Here is a 16,743-nt window from a genome sequence, read left to right as displayed (position 1 = left end):
CTGCAGTTCAGATCAACGCGGTGACCAGGGCCGCAACCGCGAGCCACAGCCAGTGCCACGACTGGTCCAGCACGTACGCACCAGTCCCAAGCGAGGGGTTGTCGTCCTTGCCAGCACGCGGTGCCCCGAGGCGGTAGAAGCCGTCGTTGCCGGTCAGCTCCGCGAGCCGTCGAAGCGTCGATCGCCGATCCGCCCAGTAGTGGGTAACCGCGCTGACCACCTGGCCGAGAACGAAACCGAGAACGCTGATCGTCAGGCCGAAGGCGGCCCAGATGAGCGCCACACTTCCGGCCGTTACGGCCGTGTAGGACGAGACGTGCTTGGCGCAGTTCCACCTACCTGGCCAACCGGGGAGGCCCTTTGCGCCAGCCTGGTGCGACGTCTGAACCCAGTGGTCGGCCACGTTGTGCGCGACCAGCAGCGCTGGCAAGGTCGCACCGAACGTCGCGGCAGCCTCGATACCTGCCGGAGTCATGCCGCGCCCTCCCCTACGAAGTCGGCGGCATCGACAGCACTGTTGCTTCCGAGTGCGGCTTCGATCATTCGTTCCACAGCGACGGCCGGGATGATCAGCCGACCTCGGATCCGGACGGCCGGGAACTGGTTGTCCGCGATCGCCCGGTACAGCGTCATCTGCGAGGTCTGGAACATCCGCGCTGCCTCGGCCACGCTGTAGAACTTCGGCGACCTCTCCCCCGGAGCCTGGCTCCAGGGCTTCATCACCTGCCCCATTGGCTACCTCCACTCTCTCGGTCAACGCAGACAACAGTAGCTAACGTAGCTAATTTTGGCTACGTCTACTTGTAGATCGATGTGTTTTCCCAGGTCGGTAGCCAGAATTAGCCGCCAAGCGGATAGCCTCACGTAGGAACACCACGTGGAGGTGAGCAGTGGCGGACGATTGGGCGGCCGTAGCTAAGGCGATCTCGGCCCGTCTGGAAGAGCTGGGCATGACGCAGCTCGATGCGGCGGCGAAGTCCAAGGTTGCGCCCGCCACCATCCGCGAACTGCAGTACAACAAGGTGCCGCGACGACGGAACCCGCGGACGCTCGAAGCCTTGTCCGAAGCGCTGGACTGGCCAGCTGACTACCTCAGCAACGTCCTGGCCGGCACGTCGGCCGAACCGCACGCCGACGAGGCGAACGACCCGGTCCTGCAGAAGCTCGACGACGTCCTGGAGCAGCTTCATGAGCTCAGGACCCGTGTCGAAGCCGTCGAGCGTCGCCAAGAGCGCGAAGACGAGCAGCCCTGAGCTCCCGGACCGTATTGATGAGGTGATCTACCTCGCCGGTCCTGATTCCTCGCTCCCGACCACGCGTGTCGTAGCCACGCGCTTCCCGGTTCGCGTTATCGCTAGCCGACATCCTGGCCACTCCTCTGCACCTGCTGATCGGTGGTCATGGCCAGTAGCCTGAAGGCCGTACACGCGCCTGACCCGCACAAACTGACGCCCGCAGTCGAATGCGGACCGGACTAGTACAAAAGTGCGGGTAGCTGGAATCGCGGGGAGGTGGAATGGGCGCATGGTGACTGAAGGGCCCATTGGCGAACGCATCCGCATCTACCGCCGCCGGCGTGGACTCAGCCAGCGCGAACTTGCCGAGCTCGTTGGACGGTCAGAGTCCTGGTTGTCGCAGGTCGAGCGCCAAATTCGCTCGGTTGACCGTCTCTCGGTCCTGATCGACATCGCGCGCGTCCTCAAGACAGATGTCGAGACACTCGCCGGCAATCGACTGGCGCACGCACCGAACGGCCAGCCCGACCTCAACGGGCTGGAGGAGATCCGCGGTGCACTCAGCGCATACCCCGGCCTTGGCCTCAGCGAGGTACCGGCGGGCGACTTGGAGGAAATCGAGCGTCTGACGGCTGAGGTGCACCGGCGGTACCAAGCCGCTGACTACGGCGCCGCCGCCAGCATCCTCCCGAGTTTGATCACCACGAGCGATGCGATGGTGGCTGAGGCGGCTCCAGCCGCCCGCCGCCGCGCGCTCGAGGTGCAGAACCACGTCTACGTCGCCGCGGCCAAGCTCGTGACGAAGACCGGCGACGGACAGCTTGCTTGGATCGCCGCGGACCGGGCGGTCAACGCGGCCCTGCAGGCGGACACCCCGACGCTGGGCGCAGCCGCGGCCTACCAGGTCGCATGCGCGTTCCTGAAGCTCGACCAGGTCGAGCGCGCCGAGCAAATCGCCATGACGACCGCTGAGAACTTCGCCGACGACAGCCCTCTCGGGCTCTCCTACCAGGGTGCGCTGTTCCTCATCGGTTCTGTAATCGCGGGCCGGCGAAGCGACCGAAGCGAGGCTTCTGATCGTTTGCGACGCGCTCAATACCTCGCCGACGCGCTCGGCCATGACGGCAACTACGGCTGGACAGCCTTCGGCCCGACGAACGTCGCGATCCACCGCGTCTCGGCCGCCGCCGAACTCGGCGACTCCCGACAAGCCATCGACCTCGCCGAAAGCATTGAAACCAGCAACATGCCCGACGGTCTCCAGAGCCGACGAGCACAGGTCCACATCGACACGGCATGGGCCTACTCCCAACACCGCGAAGACGCCGCCGTAGTCGTCAACCTCATGGAAGCCGAGCGAGTCGCACCGCAGGCCCTGCGATACAACGTGATCGTGCGAGAACTCCTCCGCGAAATGCTCAAGCGCGAGCGGCGCTCCGCCACCCCAGGACTGCGCCCACTCGCAAAACGGGCAGGTGTCCTGCATTGAGCAATCGCCCAGTCGTATACCTCATCGCGTCCGCCGCTCCCCCAGTCCGTCAGCTCGACGAACCACTGGCCCTGCTTGACGAGGCTGGCTATTCGGTGTGCGTCATCCTGACCCCAACCGCGGCAACCTGGACTGGCCCCGCACGCCTGGAGACCAAGACCGGCTCCCCGGTCCGAGTTCACCCACGGCTCCCTGACGAACAAGACCCGCTACCGCCCGCCGACGCAGTACTCGCAGCCCCGACGACCTTCAACACCTTCAATAAGGTCGCCGCCGGCATCAGCGACACTCTCGCTGCAAGCTTGCTCAACGAATTCCTAGGCGCGGACATCCCAATGGTGTTCGCACCGTGCGTCAAGCAAAATCTTCGCCAGCATCCCGCGTATCAGTCGAGCCTTAACCAGCTAAGCCGCTGCGGTGTAAAGGTCCTTGAACCGGACTCGATCACGAGCCGCGGACAAGATAATCTCGCTACCTTTAATTGGCCCGCAATTGTATTTGCACTACTAGCGGAGAGCAACGGAGACAAGAGTGCGTGACTCGAGTCTTCCGTGCCTCTAAGCGCCCGCGGAACGCGGCATTTTAGCAATCAATCAACGGCAATTAGCGAAGATAGGTACTTCAGAAGATCTTCATACTCGACCTTATACGGCTGGTGGCGAATTTCGGACATTACTGGCCGCACGATAAGGCCGTAGTTGCGCGCAGTTTTACCCGCACCTTCGCCGCTCGTATAAAACATTCCAACTATATTGTTTAGCAACCTCTGTGGGACTTCAGAGGCGCCGCTCCTACTTTCCGAATTAACGACAAATCGAAATGCACCAAGAACAATGTCCACAGCCGAGCTCACGTGAGATGCGCCATCGCAAGTAGTCGCGTACATCAAAATACGCGACAACTTCCTTGCTGGCCCATCAGGCATCTCTAGGCCAGCCTGAAATCGGCTTTTCAGAACACTATAGGCACCCGATTCGTCAGGAACCCTATCGATTATCACAACACCAACGTCGTCGTTGTCTACAAGAAATCTCTCACCAAACGGCTTCAACACGCTGTTGATTGCGAACTCGGTGCGCTTCTCCTTGTTTGCAATACTGTGGTGAACAATATAGACCACCAGCTTGACGTTAAATTTTGCACACGCTTCGATTACAGCATTTTTCGCATTCTTGTAACCCTCGATCGATATATGCTTCGGGCGACAGTTTGTGTCGAACTTTAGCTGGTCAAAATCCTGGAACCCGTACTCCCCGCGAATTTCCTCTATCGACCGGCTTACGTCAGCCAGCTGCGCCTGTGAAAAAATTAGACCGCCATATATGAAAAACTTGGAGTCCTTGCTCTTTTCGACATTGGTTTCGTCTGTCACGAAAAAGTACATTGATTCCACCCTCTCGCTACCCTCTGCTGAGTTAGTCGCTCCCGAGGCCCGTTCGTTACACCTTCCAAGGCAAGAGATCCTCGCTGCACAACCCGTCCAACCAAGCACGATCAAAGTTGCACCAGACATGAGCCTGGCGGGGCCCGGGAGCGTCGCAGCAAAGTATGGATTCCCCGGTTTGAACGACATATAGCGCTCCATGTGGCATGATCACGATCACGGCGGCAGTGCAGTGCAGTGCAGTGCAGTGCAGTGCAGTGCAGTGCAGTGCAGTGCAGTTCATGCCCGACTCCAGACTAACGGCCAAACCAGGAAGGGCAACGGTGGCGAATCTCAGGAACTCACGTGGAAAATTCTTCGCGACACACAAGATGCCGCCCAACAAGACATTTTGGGAATACTACTTCGACCGCGCCGGTAAGTCACACCTGATCCCCGCCGAGTACACTTCAGCACTCAAAAAATGGAACGCGACTCGATCAAACTGCCCATCCCTGGAGAACACTCTTGAAAATCTAATCGACGTAATCCCGCCCGAATGGCGAGCATTGGCAAATAATCTCTTCGCCGGAAGGGTTCTAGATGGAGAGGCAAACGCCACCGCTTGGACAGAAAAACAAGCCGGGATCATCGAAATTAATGCGCAGTATTCTTTTATTCTGACGGACTACGTGCACGTCTTCGACAGGTTTAGAGATTACATAGCAAAGCTAGTTGAAATGGCCTACAGTTGCGACCCGGCCAGTGAAACGCCACTGCTTGAAGAAGCTCAAAAGCTGTCTCAGGAACTGAGTTTGCACTGGTCTGAGATCGAAGAGAAGCGAAAAGACTGGGCAGACATTAGCCTTGTTCAGCCAGGGGGTACGCCGAAAAGCAGGACGTCAAATCCGAGCCGTGCAAAGGTTCTCTCAGATGTAGAATCTGTATGCGAAGAGTTCATTATCGCGCACGAGCTATCACATCACCTGCTGGGACACACAGTGTCCAGACGCGACAAGAAGAAGGCTAAGGAGGCTGTCGACCAGGCCCTTACCGAGTCAGATTCCGCTGATTTGCTAACGGGGATCAACCGAAGCCAGCAGGACGAGTTGCAGGCAGACCTGCTCGCCTACCTAATCGTTGCCCGAGCGATTGACAGTCTTCCTGACTTTGGGTACTTGTATCGGTCGATCTTCGGCTCCACCATAGCGCTGCTATCACTAGCGCATCTAAATGGAAACTGGGCGCACGAATCTTCGTCCACTCACCCAGGCTTCGATAAGCGATTCCAGCTGATATCCCGACTTACATTCTGGCTTTCCGTTAACCGCCCACGCGACGCTGATCGCGGCCACCCTTTGGGGCAACTGTCCCAATTGGCCGCCTTTTCCTCAATAGCATACCAATCGTACGACGCAAACGTTAAGAAAGTTGAGCTCAACCAAGGCAACGTCAATTCTGTTTGCCTCTGGCTCCTCAAGCAATCAGGATCCTTGAGCGATGCTATTCCAGATTCGTGATCAGATCACAGCGAACAAACTATGATCACCTCATTGATCGTTCTGGCGTCGTTCTTCAGCTAGCTTGCGCATCTCGGCTACGACGTCGTCGTAGCGCCAGCGGTATTGGCCGCCTGGGGTGATGAGGGCTGGGGTGATCCAGCCGTTCTTAGCGTAGTGCGAGACGGTCCGCCGGGCGAGGCCAAGCTTCTTGGCCAGCTCGGAGCTGGAGATCAGCGGAGTCTCATCTTCGGCCACTCAGTCATCGTGTGTGCCTCGAACGGATACCGCTGCCTTGCTTACCTCGATAGAACTGGAATACCCTGATTGCCTACTTTGCCTTGTTGGAGGTTGGCATGGGGTCCGATGCGCGTCTCGCGCTCTTGGCGCGGTCGGCACAGTGGGAACTGGACGAGGCGGCCTTTGAGATCGGCGGGGGCCGATACACGCCCGAGCAGCGGCAACGGTTGGCCAGCCAGCTCGTTGCCCTCGCGGAAGAGCTCCGCGGTGGTGACGTCCAGCCGATGATCACCGGCTCAGACATGGCATGAATCGAACTGCGGCACAGTCGCAGCGCTCCGGGTCAACAAGGTCAGTTCGAGGGAGCCGATCGTCGGGAGGCTAAGAGGCTGCCGAGCGCTCGAGGCGCTTCAAGGCCTCGTCGAAGCACGGGATCAGCTTCTCCGGCAGGTGGTAGCTGTGTACGCGCACTCCGGCGCGATCCTCAGGATGCGGGCGTCTCTCGAAGAAGTGCCGCCACCTGCGGCCTTCGTCCCCGAACTTGGCCTTAAGAGCCCTTGGACGCAGCCATGCTCAGGGTCTGCGTGGCGTGCTGCAACGCTTCCATCCCTGTGATTTCGCGCAGGCGGTCAGCTGTTGCTGTGCCACCTTCATCGATGAGCGCACGAAGGAAGATGCGCCCGTTTCCCTTCGCCCGACGGACCGTGTCTTCCGCGAGTTCATCAGTCCATTCGAAAGGCTGCTCGGTCGGGCGCTTCAGATCAGCGGTGCGCAGGCCACCGGCGAGCAGCCGTAGGACCGGCCCTGAAAGATCGGTGACGGCTACGCCAGCGGGGCCTCTTACAACCGCCTGGCGGCCGTCCTCAGATACGTGGAGCTCCCAGCCTTGTACCGTCTGACCTGGTTCTACTCGGGTCCAGTCTGCCGTCTGATCCACGCCGCCATTGTGCATGAACACCGCTGCCATCAGCTCCATTTACGACCTGAGATCAGGCGGGCATAGTGACAAAGGTCTTGATGACCGTGCCTTCAGGTCGCCGGACATCCATCTCGTAGTCGAGGATCTCGCTCAGGTCGCGGCCGTCACGACGCACAGCTGCCGTGAGGAGCATGCGTAGGTGGGTAGCATTCGACGAGTCTGCTTCCGCAGCGAAGGTCTGGATGCTTTGGCCACCGCGCCGTACCTCGAACTCAAGCATCTCCGTGTTGCTGCGCTCCCCGCCGGCGCTAGCCGGCATCAGCTCGGGGGGCTCAGGTGCCCGGACCTCGGGGCCTTCCACCGAATTCACGTCGACCTCGGCGCTTAGTCTCTGGCTGACCTTGGCCCGCTTGCCCTGCGCAACCTCAACAGTTCCCCAGTCCTGCAACAACTGGATCGCCCGCTGAACAGTCCCAATGGAGACTGCGTAGTCGATGGCCAGACGCTTCATCGGCGGGAGTTCGTCGCCGTCCGCTCGCTCGCCGCGCTCGACCTGCTCATACAGGTCGACTGCGAGCTTCTCGTAGGGACTCCGCGGCTTCGCCCGTACCCGCCCTGCCTGACTCAACGGTTTCGGACGCTTCGGAACTCGGTCGACTAGCGCAGCCGAAGCGCGCTGGTCAGCTTCAGAAACCCAGGCTGTGTAGACGCGCAGCGTGGTCTGCCCACCCGAACCGTGGCCGAGTCGGCCGGCCACGGTTCGGACGTCTACGCCAGCGGAGATGAGTTCGGTCGCAGAGTAGTGCCGCAGCTTGTGCAGCGTCGTATTGATGCCGAGCCGGTCGACCATGCGCTCGTACCGCTGGGTGACCGAGGCCGGTTTCTGGAAGGTGGACGAATCTGGATCACGCGAGAACATAAATGCGTCTCGCGAGAACTCGGATCCGAGAAAGCTCGCCCGTTCAGAGCACCGCTCATGGTGCTCATTGAGAAGTTCGACGGTGACAGGATCCAGTGCGACTCGCCGCTGTTGGTGTGTCTTCGTGTCCTTCTCGAACCAGACCGACTTCTCGGGATCCCATGCGATCGCGCGCTTGAGCGACAGCACGGCCGCATCAGGTTCGTAGTCCACCCAGCGGAGTGCAGTGAGCTCGCCTCGGCGTGCGCCGGTCGTCATCGCCAGCCACAGGAGCGTGCCCCAGTCCGCGTCCTGCCACGCTTCGTCGAGGATCCTGGCTGCTTCCTCGACGGTCGGCGGGCTCGGGTCGGCTGGCGGCGACGCTGGCGGGTCTATGTCCGCTGTCGGGTTCCTTGGGACCCACCCCCAGCGCACAGCGCGCTTGTACGCGCCGGAAAGCAGGTAGTGAATCTGACGGATCGCCGTCGGCCCCAACGGCTTGCACTCGTGTGCCCTGCAGCGGTCGTCGCAGTCGTGCTTCCGCGTGGTGCGGTGGTCGGTGCGCCGGCGGTTCGTGCAGTGGTCGCGACAGCGACGCAACTCCGCGTACAGCGAGTCGAGGACTTCGGCGTTAACACAGCCGACAGGCTCGTTGCCGATGAATGGCGCAATGTGGTTACGCACGTAGCCGCGGTATTGATCGCGCGTACTCGGCTCGCCGTCGAAGTACTTCTCCAAGTAACGCGTCAGCAACTGGCTGACGGTCGCCTTGGTCCGCGGGTTCTTCTGCTCATCGATCTGGTTGAGAAGACGGGTCCGGACGCGCTCAGCGTCGGAGAGATCGTTGGGGCCCTTCGACACGATCTCGGTCAGGAACAGGCGGCGTTTCGTCACGGGGTCTATGCCCGCCGACACCCGAACCCGCAACGCTCCGCTGGGGAGACGGTCGATCGCCCCTCGTTGCTTCTTCGCTACTCGTGCCCGAGCCATGTGCCCAGACTAAGGGCGAATGTGTCATTGACCGTGTCATGCGCGATCGAAAAAAGATCGGAAGCGCAACAAAACACCAGGTCACAGGTGGTGGGCGCAGTTGGGTTCGAACCAACGACCCCCTGCTTGTAAGGCAGGTGCTCTTCCGCTGAGCTATGCGCCCTGGTGGTCGAACGGCTGAGCCGGTCGGACACCTCGGTAACACTACCGGGGTGCCGCGGCCGGCCCTGTGACCGGTCGACCCGTCCGCGAGCAGGTCAGGCGGTCAGTTCCGCCACGGCCTTCTTCCAGACGTTCTGGTCGCGGGCCTCGCCGGGCTGGTTGACCTCGGCGAAGCGGACCTTGCCCTCGGTGTCGATGAGGAACGTGCCGCGGTTGGCCATACCGGCGGCGTCGTTGAACACGCCGTAGGCCTTGGCGATCTCGCCGTGCGGCCAGAAGTCCGACAGCAGCGGGAAGGTGTAGCCCTGCTGCTCGGCCCACGCCTTCAGCGAGAACGGCGTGTCCACCGAGACGCCGATGACCTGAACCTGGTCGTTCTGGAAGTCGCTCAGGTCATCGCGGACCTGGCAGAGCTCGCCCTCGCACACGCCGCTGAAGGCGAACGGGTAGAAGACCAGCAGGACGTTCTTCTTGCCCCGGAAATCGGCCAGCGAGACCTTTTCCTTGTTGTAGTCGGGCAACGTGAAGTCCGGCGCCTGCGCACCGACCTCAACAGCCATGAGAGCACCCTCCTGTTCGACGTGACCTTGTCCCGGCCGAACCTACACTTCGCAGCGAAAGTGGGCACCGATGGCGACATCGGTGCCCACGTTTCGAAACACGAACTACCTCAGCGACGGGCCTTGGCCCGGCGGTATGCCAGCCGGGTTCCCATCCAGCCTTCGCTGACGCTTGCGTTCGCGGTCTGTGCCAGGTTCGCCGTAGAGGCGGCCTCGGCGATGTCGGCCGGTTCGACGTATCCGTCGCGGCCGGTCTTGGGGGTCATCACCCAGATGACCCCGTCGTCGGACAGGGGCGTCATCACATCGAGAAGCGTGTCCGTGAGGTCGCCATCGTCTTCGCGCCACCACAGCAACACGACATCGACCACTTCGTCGGCATCTTCGTCGAGGAGATCGCTCCCGCAACGCTCCTCGATCGAGGCCCGGACGTCGTCGTCGACGTCCTCGTCCCAGCCGATTTCCTGGACAACCATCTCCGGCTCGATGTCGAGCCTCTCGGCGACGTCGGCTTCGCCTTTACCGGCGTCTCCCGCGGCGACCACGGTTTGCTCACTCCTCCAATGCACCGGTGCGGTGACCATCTGGCCCCACACGACTTTCAAACCTGGCCGATAGCGAACACTGCGGACCGCCACCGGCGCAACTGCTAGGCGCACGACACGCCGTAGCAACGCGTTGAGGTTCGACTCTAGACCGGCAAGGCTCGCACCAACAGCCTGCGGTGCATCGTCGTGGGTGTCGGATGCGCCCATCAGGCCCGAACATGAGGGACGATAGCGGTGTCGGACGTCACGTCCGACCCCCAGAACCCTGCCACGAATCCCGACGTAGTCGAGGAGTTCCCTTGTCCGCGCTCAACAACGACGCCACCAACGACGCGGTCCCCGCCCAGCGGGTCCGGGTGATCCGGGAGGGCCTCGCCTCCCACCTGCCCGACATCGATCCGCAGGAGACCGACGAGTGGTTGCAGTCCTTCGATTCGGTGCTGTCGGCCAACGGGCAGCAGCGCGCCCGCTACCTGATGCTGCGGCTGCTCCAGCGCGCCCGCGAGACCGGCGTCGGCGTCCCGTCGCTGACCAGCACGGACTACGTCAACACCATCCCCACCGAGCAGGAACCGTGGTTCCCCGGTGACGAGGAGACCGAACGCCGCTACCGGGCGCTGATGCGCTGGAACGCCGCGATGATGGTGCACCGCGCGCAACGGCCCGGCATCGGAGTCGGCGGGCACATCTCGTCCTTCGCCTCCTCGGCGAGCCTCTACGAGGTGGGCTTCAACTGGTTCTTCCGGGGCAAGGACCACCCCGGAGGCGGCGACCACCTCTACATCCAGGGCCACGCCTCCCCCGGCATCTACGCGCGCGCGTTCCTGGAGGGCAGGCTCACCGAGCACCAGCTCGACGGGTTCCGCCAGGAGCACTCGCACGCCGGCGCCGGCGGCGGCCTGCCGTCCTACCCGCACCCGCGGCTGATGCCGGACTTCTGGGAGTTCCCGACCGTGTCGATGGGCCTGGGCCCGATGAACGCGATCTTCCAGGCCCGGTTCAACCGCTACCTGCACGACCGGGGCATCTCCGACACCTCGCAGCAGCGGGTGTGGGCGTTCCTCGGCGACGGCGAGATGAACGAGCCCGAGTCGCGCGGCCTGCTGCACGTGGCCGCCAACGAAGGCCTGGACAACCTGACCTTCGTGGTCAACTGCAACCTGCAGCAGCTCGACGGACCGGTGCGCGGCAACGGCAAGATCATCCAGGAGCTGGAGGCGTTCTTCCGCGGCGCGGGCTGGAACGTCATCAAGGTCGTGTGGGGCCGCGAGTGGGACTCGCTGCTGCACGCCGACCGCGACGGGGCGCTGGTCAACCTGATGAACACCACCCCCGACGGCGACTACCAGACCTACAAGGCCAACGACGGCGCCTTCGTGCGCGAGCACTTCTTCGGACGCGACCCGCGCACCAAGGAGATGGTCAAGCACCTGACCGACGACGAGATCTGGGGTCTGCGGCGCGGCGGCCACGACTACCGCAAGGTCTACGCGGCCTACAAGGCGGCGACCGAGCACCACGGGCAGCCGACGGTCATCCTGGCCAAGACGATCAAGGGCTACGGCCTCGGACCGCACTTCGAGGGCCGCAACGCCACGCACCAGATGAAGAAGCTGACGCTGGACGACCTCAAGCTGTTCCGCGACAGCCTGCGGATCCCGATCTCCGACGAGCAGCTCGACCCCTACGAGCCGCCGTACTACCACCCCGGCCAGGACTCGCCGGAGATCCAGTACCTGCAGGACCGCCGCCGTCAGCTGGGCGGGTACCTGCCGGAGCGCCGGGCCAAGTCCAAGCCGCTGGTGCTGCCCGGCGACAAGGTCTACGAGGTGATCCGCAAGGGCTCCGGCAAGCAGGAGGTCGCCACCACGATGGCGTTCGTCCGGCTGCTCAAGGACCTGGCCAAGGACGCCGAGATCGGGGCTCGGATCGTGCCGATCATCCCCGACGAGGCGCGGACCTTCGGCATGGACTCGATGTTCCCGTCGCAGAAGATCTACAACCCGCAGGGCCAGCTCTACACACCGGTGGACTACCAGCTGATGCTGGCCTACCGGGAGAGCGAGACCGGGCAGATCATGCACGAGGGCATCAACGAGGCCGGTTCCACCGCCTCGTTCACCGCCGCGGGCACCAGCTACGCCACGCACGGCGAGCCGATGATCCCGGTCTACATCTTCTACTCGATGTTCGGCTTCCAGCGCACCGGTGACGGGTTCTGGGCGGCTGCCGACCAGATGGCGCGCGGGTTCGTGCTCGGCGCCACGGCGGGCCGCACGACGCTGACCGGTGAGGGCCTGCAGCACGCCGACGGGCACTCGCAGCTCATCGCCGCGACGAACCCGGCGGTGGTGGCCTACGACCCGGCGTGGGCGTTCGAGGTGGCGCACATCGTCAAGGACGGTCTGCGGCGGATGTTCGGCGAGAACGCCGAGAACGTCTTCTACTACCTGACCGTCTACAACGAGCCCTACCAGCAGCCCGCCGAACCGTCCGAGCTGGACGTGGACGGGTTGTTGCGCGGGCTCTACCGGTATCAGCAGGCCCCTTCGGGGTCCGGGCCGCGCGCCCAGCTGATGGGGTCGGGGGTGCTGCTGCCGGAGGTCCTCAAGGCCGCCCGGCTGCTGGCCGAGGACTGGGGCGTGCGGGCCGACGTGTGGTCGGCGACGTCGTGGGCGCTGCTGCGCCGGGAGGCCGAGCAGGTCGACCGGCACAACCTGCTCAACCCCGGTGCCGAACCGCAGGTCCCGTACGTGACGCGGGCGCTGTCGCAGGCCGAGGGGCCCGTGGTGGCGGTCAGCGACTGGATGCGTGCTGTGCCGGACCTGATCCGCCCGTGGGTGCCGGGCGAGATGGTCAGCCTCGGCGCGGACGGCTTCGGCTTCTCCGACACCCGTCCCGCGGCGCGTCGGGTGTTCCTCGTCGACGCCGAGTCCACGGTGGTCGCGACCCTGGCCGCGCTGGCCCGGACGGGCCAGGTCGACAAGGCCACGGTGGTCGAGGCCGCCCGCAAGTACCGCATCGACGACGTCCAAGCCGCAGGCCCGCAGACGTCGGACCCCGGAGACGCCTGACCCCGGCCCCCGGCCAATCCCCGAAGGCCCCGGAGGCCCCGCTCGAAACGCGGAGGTCACCGGGGCCTTCGTCGTGCCGGGGGCCTGGAGGTCTCGGATTTCAGTGGAAATCGGGGATCGGATTTCCACTGAAATCGGGGTTCCGACTTCCACTGGAATCCGGGACTCCGCGCGGGCGAGGTGCGGTGCGTCGGGGTCGGGTTGTGAAGCCGGTTTCAGGGGGAGGTCCGCCGGGGCGTCGTGTGGTGGAGTGGGGCGGTGCGAATCGCGTGCATCGATGGCGATGGGATCGGGCCCGAGCTGATGGGCAGCGCCCGGGAGGTGCTGACCGCCGCCGCGTCGATGGACGGGCTGGCCGTCGAGTTCGGCGAGGAGCCCGGTGGGGCCGCGACCTACCTCGAAACCGGAGAACCGCTGGTGGCCGGGGCCCTGGAGCGGTTCCGGGACGAGTACGACGCCGTGCTCAAGGGCCCGGTCGGACTGCCGGAGGTTCGCAAGCCCGACGGGACCGAAGCCGGTGTGCTCGGCGGAGTGCTGCGCAACGGGCTCGACACCTACGCCAACGTGCGCCCGGTCCGGCTGCTGCCCGGGATCCGGGACTCGGCGAGCCCGATCGACTACGTGATCGTGAGGGAGAACACCGAGGGCCTGTACCTCTCGCGCGGCTCCGGAGTGCGCAACGAGCGGGCGGCCAGCGACCAGCTGCTGATGACGCGGGTCGGCGTCGAGCGGATCGTGCGGTTCGCCTTCGAGACCGCGCGCACCCGCAACGGCGCCCCGGGCGACGGAGTTCGCCGGGTGACCTGCGTGGACAAGAGCAACGTGCTGCGCAGCTTCGCGTTCTTCCGGGACATCTTCGACGAGATCGCCGCCGAGTACCCCGACGTCGAAGCCGATCACCGCTACACCGACGCCGCCGCGCACGACCTCGTCGCCGATCCCGGCCACTTCGACGTGCTGGTGACCGAGAACTTCGTCGGCGACATGCTCAGCGACCTCGGCGCGGCGACCGCGGGCGGGCTCGGCACGTGCCCGTCGGGCAACATCGGCGAGCGCACCGCCTACTTCGAACCCGTGCACGGCAGCGCCCCGTCGATCGCCGGGCAGGACGAGGCGAACCCGACGTCGCAGCTGCTGACCGCGGCGATGCTGCTCGACCACGTGGGCGCCATCGGCACGGCGAAGCGCATCACCGGCGCCGTCGAAGCCGCCTACGCCGACGGCTCCGTCCGCCTCAACCCCAACGGCACCCCCACCTGCGGCACCAAGGGCGTGACCGCAGCAGTCCTCAGCCGCTTGTGACCGGGGTGGCCAGTTCGCGCTGGGCTCGGGCCGTGCGGGTCCAGGACCACCAGCCGTGGATGACCAGGGCTGCGAAGACCAGGTAGATGGCAGCGCTGAAGTAGAGGCCGGAGGCGATCTGCAGCGGCACTCCGACCGCGTCCACGGCGAGCCAGACCAGCCAGAACTCGACCAGGCCCCGGCCCTGCGCCCAGAACGCGACGCCGGTGCCGATGAAGATCCAGGCGTCCGGCCAGGGCGCCCACGAGGCGTCCAGCGCGCTCAGCAGCAGCGCGAACGCCGAGGTGCCGAGGGCCAGAACGCCGACGAGCACCAGCCGCTCGACACCGGTGGCCTTGCGGATCGCCACGCCGTAGACCGGGTCGCTGCGGCGGTTCCAGGCCCACCAGCCGTAGACGGAGATCAGCAGGATCACCACCTGGCGGACCGCCAGACCGCCGAGGTGGGCGGAGGCGTAGACCGCGAACAGCAGCACGGTCGCCGACACCTGCACCGGCCACGTCGCCACCCAGCGCCGCTGCGCGAGGAAGACCACTGCGAGCGCGCAGAGCTGCCCCACGAGTTCGGCCCAGGAGATCTTCTGGCCCAGCACGGTGATCCCGTTGCCGAGCAGCCATTCCGCCACCGCTTGCACGCCCGCTCCTCCCGCCGGGTGCGCCGGGGTGTGCGCGGGCGACCGCGGAACCGGCGAAACACGGCGTGAACCGCCGGGATTCGCGCTCCGCGGTGGCCCGTGCGCGCCTCTCATCCGGACTTTGACCGTCGGTTCCGGAATTCCACCGGATCGGCCGGCCCCCACGAGGTGCCGGTTCGCGGACTTTCACCGCCGGTTCGGAGTTTCACCGACCCCGGAGCGCACGAGTTCGTACTGCACTGGCCAACATCCTGCGCCGGTCGATCTGTTCCGCGATCCAGACGTGGGTCGGATCACAACGAGCCGACACCACTGATGGCCGATCGAACACCCGTACCCCGATCACCTAGACTTGATCGTCCGAAGCTGAACGAGGGGGTAACGCCGGATGAACGACACCGACCGCGCCATCCTCGCCTTCGAGCTGGAGCACTGGCAGTACCAGGGCAACAAGGAACGGGTCATCCAGGAACGCTTCGGGTTCTCCCCGAACCGCTACTACCAGCGCCTCAACCGCCTGCTGGACGAGCCCGAAGCCTTAGCCCAGCAGCCCGCACTGGTGAAGCGCCTCCTCAACCGGCGCGACCAACGCGCCCAACGGCGCCGCGCGGTCTAGGGAGTGTTTATGAATTGCTTTGCTTGGCGGTGCGGGTAGCGGAACCTGATCGGCTCCGTGGACTCCGTGCGCCGCTCCTGATGTATGCCAATACACGGCGTCCCGGCGTACTCGCCACGAAGCCGATCAGAACCCGCGGCGGTGCCGGCTGAGTCCCACACCTGAAACAGCGGCTTGCGCCGCATTCTTAAACAGCACCTAGGGCTGCCGCGGAATCATCGCGCTCGCGGCTGGAACAGCGACCACGCCGCCCTCAAGCCCCCGGCGCCGGTTGGCGTTGCTGCTGGATGCGGACCAGTTCGGCGAGCAGCGGCGCGGCTTGATCGGCCGGCATCGCTTCGAAGGCCGCCTTGATCGCCTCCGGACCCTGGACGGCTCCCTGCGGCGCGGCCGGCTGGTTGTTCGCGGCCATGCTGTTGACCAGGTCCACCAGCATCGCGACGATCGTGCGCGGACCGACCGCGGTCTGCCACCCCTGGATCTGCCCCTGAGGACCGCGCGGTCCCAGCAGTTCGTGCTCCAAGCGCCGCAGCATCGCGTCCTGTTCCGGGGTCATCTCGTCCTCCTGGTCCTTGGTCACGAGGTCAGCGCGAAAGCGGTCCATGTCGACGTGGCCGGGGTCGATCTTGCCGGTGACGCTGGTCTCCTTGTGGCCGCGCGCCGCCTCCAACGGCCGGCCGAGGTGACGCAGCACCGCGGCGGTGGCGGTGATCGCCGCGCCGTGCTGCTCGGGGCTCGGCCCCTGCTCGACGCCCTGGTAGTCCCACTCGAACCCGACGTAGAGGGTGTTGCCGTCGCCGGCCGGGTTCGGCCCGGAGGCCTTGGCCTCGCCCGCGTGGTTGGCGCGGCCCGCGGCGATCACGTGGACCACGCCGTCGAAACCGATCACCGCGTGGCACAGCGGCCCCTTGAGATCGCTGCGCCCGTCGATGCACAGCTGCACGCTCGGAGCCGGGTTCTCGTACGAGGCCGGAGTCGCCGTGTGGTGCTCGAGAACGCCGACCGCGGCGGTCGGCTGCACACCCGAGGCCGTGCGCTCCTTCCACCCGGACGTCTCCACGACGGCCAGGCCGGCCGCGCGCAGCACGTCGGCGAGCCACACGAGAGGTAGTGCCATCGGTGATCACCCCCAACGAGATCCCGCGCACCATGGTGTCGGTTCCCCGCACCCGCCCGGAACGGCCAAGAGCGTGAAAAATCGGGACCCACCCGAT

18 protein-coding genes, 1 tRNA gene and 1 riboswitch are annotated in these 16,743 nt (G+C 64.7%); of the genes, 8 read left to right on the top strand and 11 right to left on the bottom strand.

What is annotated here, in order from left to right; translation table 11 throughout:
- Positions 1-7: 7 nt before the first annotated feature.
- Both E1181_RS21295 and E1181_RS21290 read right to left on the bottom strand, forming a co-directional pair.
- Entirely contained in the window at positions 8-475 is a 468-nt protein-coding gene (locus E1181_RS21295; RefSeq protein WP_132677408.1) for a DUF3307 domain-containing protein, read from the bottom strand.
- Complete coding sequence (locus tag E1181_RS21290; protein WP_235876927.1) at positions 472-732, bottom strand: helix-turn-helix domain-containing protein; 261 nt, start codon at positions 730-732, stop codon at positions 472-474. The genes E1181_RS21295 and E1181_RS21290 overlap by 4 nt, the downstream gene beginning before the upstream one ends.
- Before the next feature lie 158 nt (positions 733-890).
- Here E1181_RS21290 and E1181_RS21285 point away from each other — a divergent pair, with 158 nt between their 5' ends.
- From E1181_RS21285 to E1181_RS21275, 3 genes are all read left to right on the top strand, one after another.
- Positions 891-1,253 carry a helix-turn-helix domain-containing protein gene (locus E1181_RS21285; RefSeq protein ID WP_132677407.1) on the top strand — a complete coding sequence of 121 codons (363 nt, stop codon included), beginning with the start codon at positions 891-893 and terminating at the stop codon, positions 1,251-1,253.
- A gap of 271 nt (positions 1,254-1,524) precedes the next feature.
- Positions 1,525-2,724, top strand: a complete 1,200-nt coding sequence (locus E1181_RS21280) for a helix-turn-helix domain-containing protein (protein WP_132677406.1) — start codon at positions 1,525-1,527, stop codon at positions 2,722-2,724.
- Entirely contained in the window at positions 2,721-3,263 is a 543-nt protein-coding gene (locus E1181_RS21275; protein ID WP_132677405.1) for a flavoprotein, read from the top strand. Before E1181_RS21280 ends, E1181_RS21275 begins: the two co-directional genes overlap by 4 nt.
- A 50-nt stretch (positions 3,264-3,313) precedes the next feature.
- On the opposite strand, the gene E1181_RS21270 is transcribed toward E1181_RS21275, so the two are convergent.
- A complete protein-coding gene (locus E1181_RS21270; protein WP_132677404.1) occupies positions 3,314-4,297 on the bottom strand; it encodes a hypothetical protein in 984 nt (327 codons plus the stop codon).
- 17 nt (positions 4,298-4,314) lie between these two features.
- Here E1181_RS21270 and E1181_RS21265 point away from each other — a divergent pair, with 17 nt between their 5' ends.
- A complete protein-coding gene (locus E1181_RS21265; protein WP_132677403.1) occupies positions 4,315-5,607 on the top strand; it encodes a M48 family metalloprotease in 1,293 nt (430 codons plus the stop codon).
- A gap of 30 nt (positions 5,608-5,637) precedes the next feature.
- Here E1181_RS21265 and E1181_RS21260 read toward each other — a convergent pair whose 3' ends face one another.
- Positions 5,638-5,844, bottom strand: a complete 207-nt coding sequence (locus E1181_RS21260; protein ID WP_207922243.1) for a MerR family transcriptional regulator — start codon at positions 5,842-5,844, stop codon at positions 5,638-5,640.
- 98 nt (positions 5,845-5,942) lie between these two features.
- On the opposite strand from E1181_RS21260, the gene E1181_RS21255 reads away from it, so the two are divergent.
- Complete coding sequence (locus E1181_RS21255; protein ID WP_132677402.1) at positions 5,943-6,137, top strand: hypothetical protein; 195 nt, start codon at positions 5,943-5,945, stop codon at positions 6,135-6,137.
- A 236-nt stretch (positions 6,138-6,373) separates the two neighbouring features.
- On the opposite strand, the gene E1181_RS21250 is transcribed toward E1181_RS21255, so the two are convergent.
- The 5 genes from E1181_RS21250 to E1181_RS21230 all read right to left on the bottom strand — a co-directional run bounded on the left by E1181_RS21250 (position 6,374) and on the right by E1181_RS21230 (position 9,900).
- Positions 6,374-6,793 (bottom strand): hypothetical protein, encoded by a 420-nt coding sequence (locus tag E1181_RS21250; RefSeq protein ID WP_132677401.1) that lies wholly within the window; start codon positions 6,791-6,793, stop codon positions 6,374-6,376.
- 22 nt (positions 6,794-6,815) lie between these two features.
- Positions 6,816-8,633, bottom strand: coding sequence for a site-specific integrase (locus E1181_RS21245; protein WP_132677400.1), 1,818 nt, complete (start codon positions 8,631-8,633; stop codon positions 6,816-6,818).
- Between the two features lie 88 nt (positions 8,634-8,721).
- A tRNA-Val gene (locus tag E1181_RS21240) sits at positions 8,722-8,796 on the bottom strand.
- 94 nt (positions 8,797-8,890) lie between these two features.
- Positions 8,891-9,355, bottom strand: a complete 465-nt coding sequence (locus tag E1181_RS21235; RefSeq protein ID WP_132677399.1) for a peroxiredoxin — start codon at positions 9,353-9,355, stop codon at positions 8,891-8,893.
- 110 nt (positions 9,356-9,465) lie between these two features.
- Positions 9,466-9,900: a DUF3052 domain-containing protein gene (locus E1181_RS21230; RefSeq protein ID WP_093420851.1), complete on the bottom strand. Its 435-nt coding sequence runs from the start codon at positions 9,898-9,900 to the stop codon at positions 9,466-9,468.
- A 302-nt stretch (positions 9,901-10,202) separates the two neighbouring features.
- Between E1181_RS21230 and aceE the strand changes: the two genes are divergently transcribed.
- On the top strand, positions 10,203-12,977 hold the full coding sequence (gene aceE / locus E1181_RS21225) for a pyruvate dehydrogenase (acetyl-transferring), homodimeric type (protein ID WP_132677398.1): 2,775 nt from the start codon (positions 10,203-10,205) through the stop codon (positions 12,975-12,977).
- 258 nt (positions 12,978-13,235) lie between these two features.
- Positions 13,236-14,279, top strand: coding sequence for an isocitrate/isopropylmalate dehydrogenase family protein (locus tag E1181_RS21220; protein WP_235876926.1), 1,044 nt, complete (start codon positions 13,236-13,238; stop codon positions 14,277-14,279).
- On the opposite strand, the gene E1181_RS21215 is transcribed toward E1181_RS21220, so the two are convergent.
- Positions 14,266-14,913, bottom strand: a complete 648-nt coding sequence (locus E1181_RS21215) for a nicotinamide mononucleotide transporter family protein (protein ID WP_132677397.1) — start codon at positions 14,911-14,913, stop codon at positions 14,266-14,268. The two genes, E1181_RS21220 and E1181_RS21215, sit on opposite strands and share 14 nt — an antisense overlap.
- A gap of 98 nt (positions 14,914-15,011) precedes the next feature.
- Positions 15,012-15,139, bottom strand: a riboswitch (FMN riboswitch).
- A gap of 162 nt (positions 15,140-15,301) precedes the next feature.
- Between E1181_RS21215 and E1181_RS21210 the strand changes: the two genes are divergently transcribed.
- The gene (locus E1181_RS21210) at positions 15,302-15,529 is read left to right on the top strand and encodes a DUF3263 domain-containing protein (RefSeq protein ID WP_093420858.1); all 228 of its coding nucleotides are present in this window, start codon (positions 15,302-15,304) and stop codon (positions 15,527-15,529) included.
- 253 nt (positions 15,530-15,782) lie between these two features.
- On the opposite strand, the gene E1181_RS21205 is transcribed toward E1181_RS21210, so the two are convergent.
- Positions 15,783-16,646, bottom strand: coding sequence for a peptidoglycan recognition protein family protein (locus E1181_RS21205; protein ID WP_132677396.1), 864 nt, complete (start codon positions 16,644-16,646; stop codon positions 15,783-15,785).
- Between the last annotated feature and the right edge of the window lie 97 nt (positions 16,647-16,743).

This window comes from Saccharopolyspora terrae, assembly GCF_004348435.1.
Taxonomy (GTDB): domain Bacteria; phylum Actinomycetota; class Actinomycetes; order Mycobacteriales; family Pseudonocardiaceae; genus Saccharopolyspora; species Saccharopolyspora endophytica.
This window is presented reverse-complemented; position numbering and strand designations above follow the sequence as displayed.

Excerpts from the sequence above, each read along its gene's own strand:
- E1181_RS21255 (WP_132677402.1), top strand. The coding sequence starts at position 5,943 with ATGGGGTCCGATGCGCGTCTCGCGCTCTTGGCGCGGTCGGCACAGTGG.
- E1181_RS21270 (WP_132677404.1), bottom strand. The coding sequence starts at position 4,297 with ATGTCGTTCAAACCGGGGAATCCATACTTTGCTGCGACGCTCCCGGGC.
- E1181_RS21250 (WP_132677401.1), bottom strand. The coding sequence starts at position 6,793 with ATGGCAGCGGTGTTCATGCACAATGGCGGCGTGGATCAGACGGCAGAC.
- E1181_RS21295 (WP_132677408.1), bottom strand. The coding sequence starts at position 475 with ATGACTCCGGCAGGTATCGAGGCTGCCGCGACGTTCGGTGCGACCTTG.
- E1181_RS21235 (WP_132677399.1), bottom strand. The coding sequence starts at position 9,355 with ATGGCTGTTGAGGTCGGTGCGCAGGCGCCGGACTTCACGTTGCCCGAC.
- E1181_RS21265 (WP_132677403.1), top strand. The coding sequence starts at position 4,315 with ATGATCACGATCACGGCGGCAGTGCAGTGCAGTGCAGTGCAGTGCAGT.
- E1181_RS21210 (WP_093420858.1), top strand. The coding sequence starts at position 15,302 with ATGAACGACACCGACCGCGCCATCCTCGCCTTCGAGCTGGAGCACTGG.
- E1181_RS21205 (WP_132677396.1), bottom strand. The coding sequence starts at position 16,646 with ATGGCACTACCTCTCGTGTGGCTCGCCGACGTGCTGCGCGCGGCCGGC.
- E1181_RS21245 (WP_132677400.1), bottom strand. The coding sequence starts at position 8,633 with ATGGCTCGGGCACGAGTAGCGAAGAAGCAACGAGGGGCGATCGACCGT.
- E1181_RS21290 (WP_235876927.1), bottom strand. The coding sequence starts at position 732 with ATGGGGCAGGTGATGAAGCCCTGGAGCCAGGCTCCGGGGGAGAGGTCG.
- E1181_RS21280 (WP_132677406.1), top strand. The coding sequence starts at position 1,525 with ATGGTGACTGAAGGGCCCATTGGCGAACGCATCCGCATCTACCGCCGC.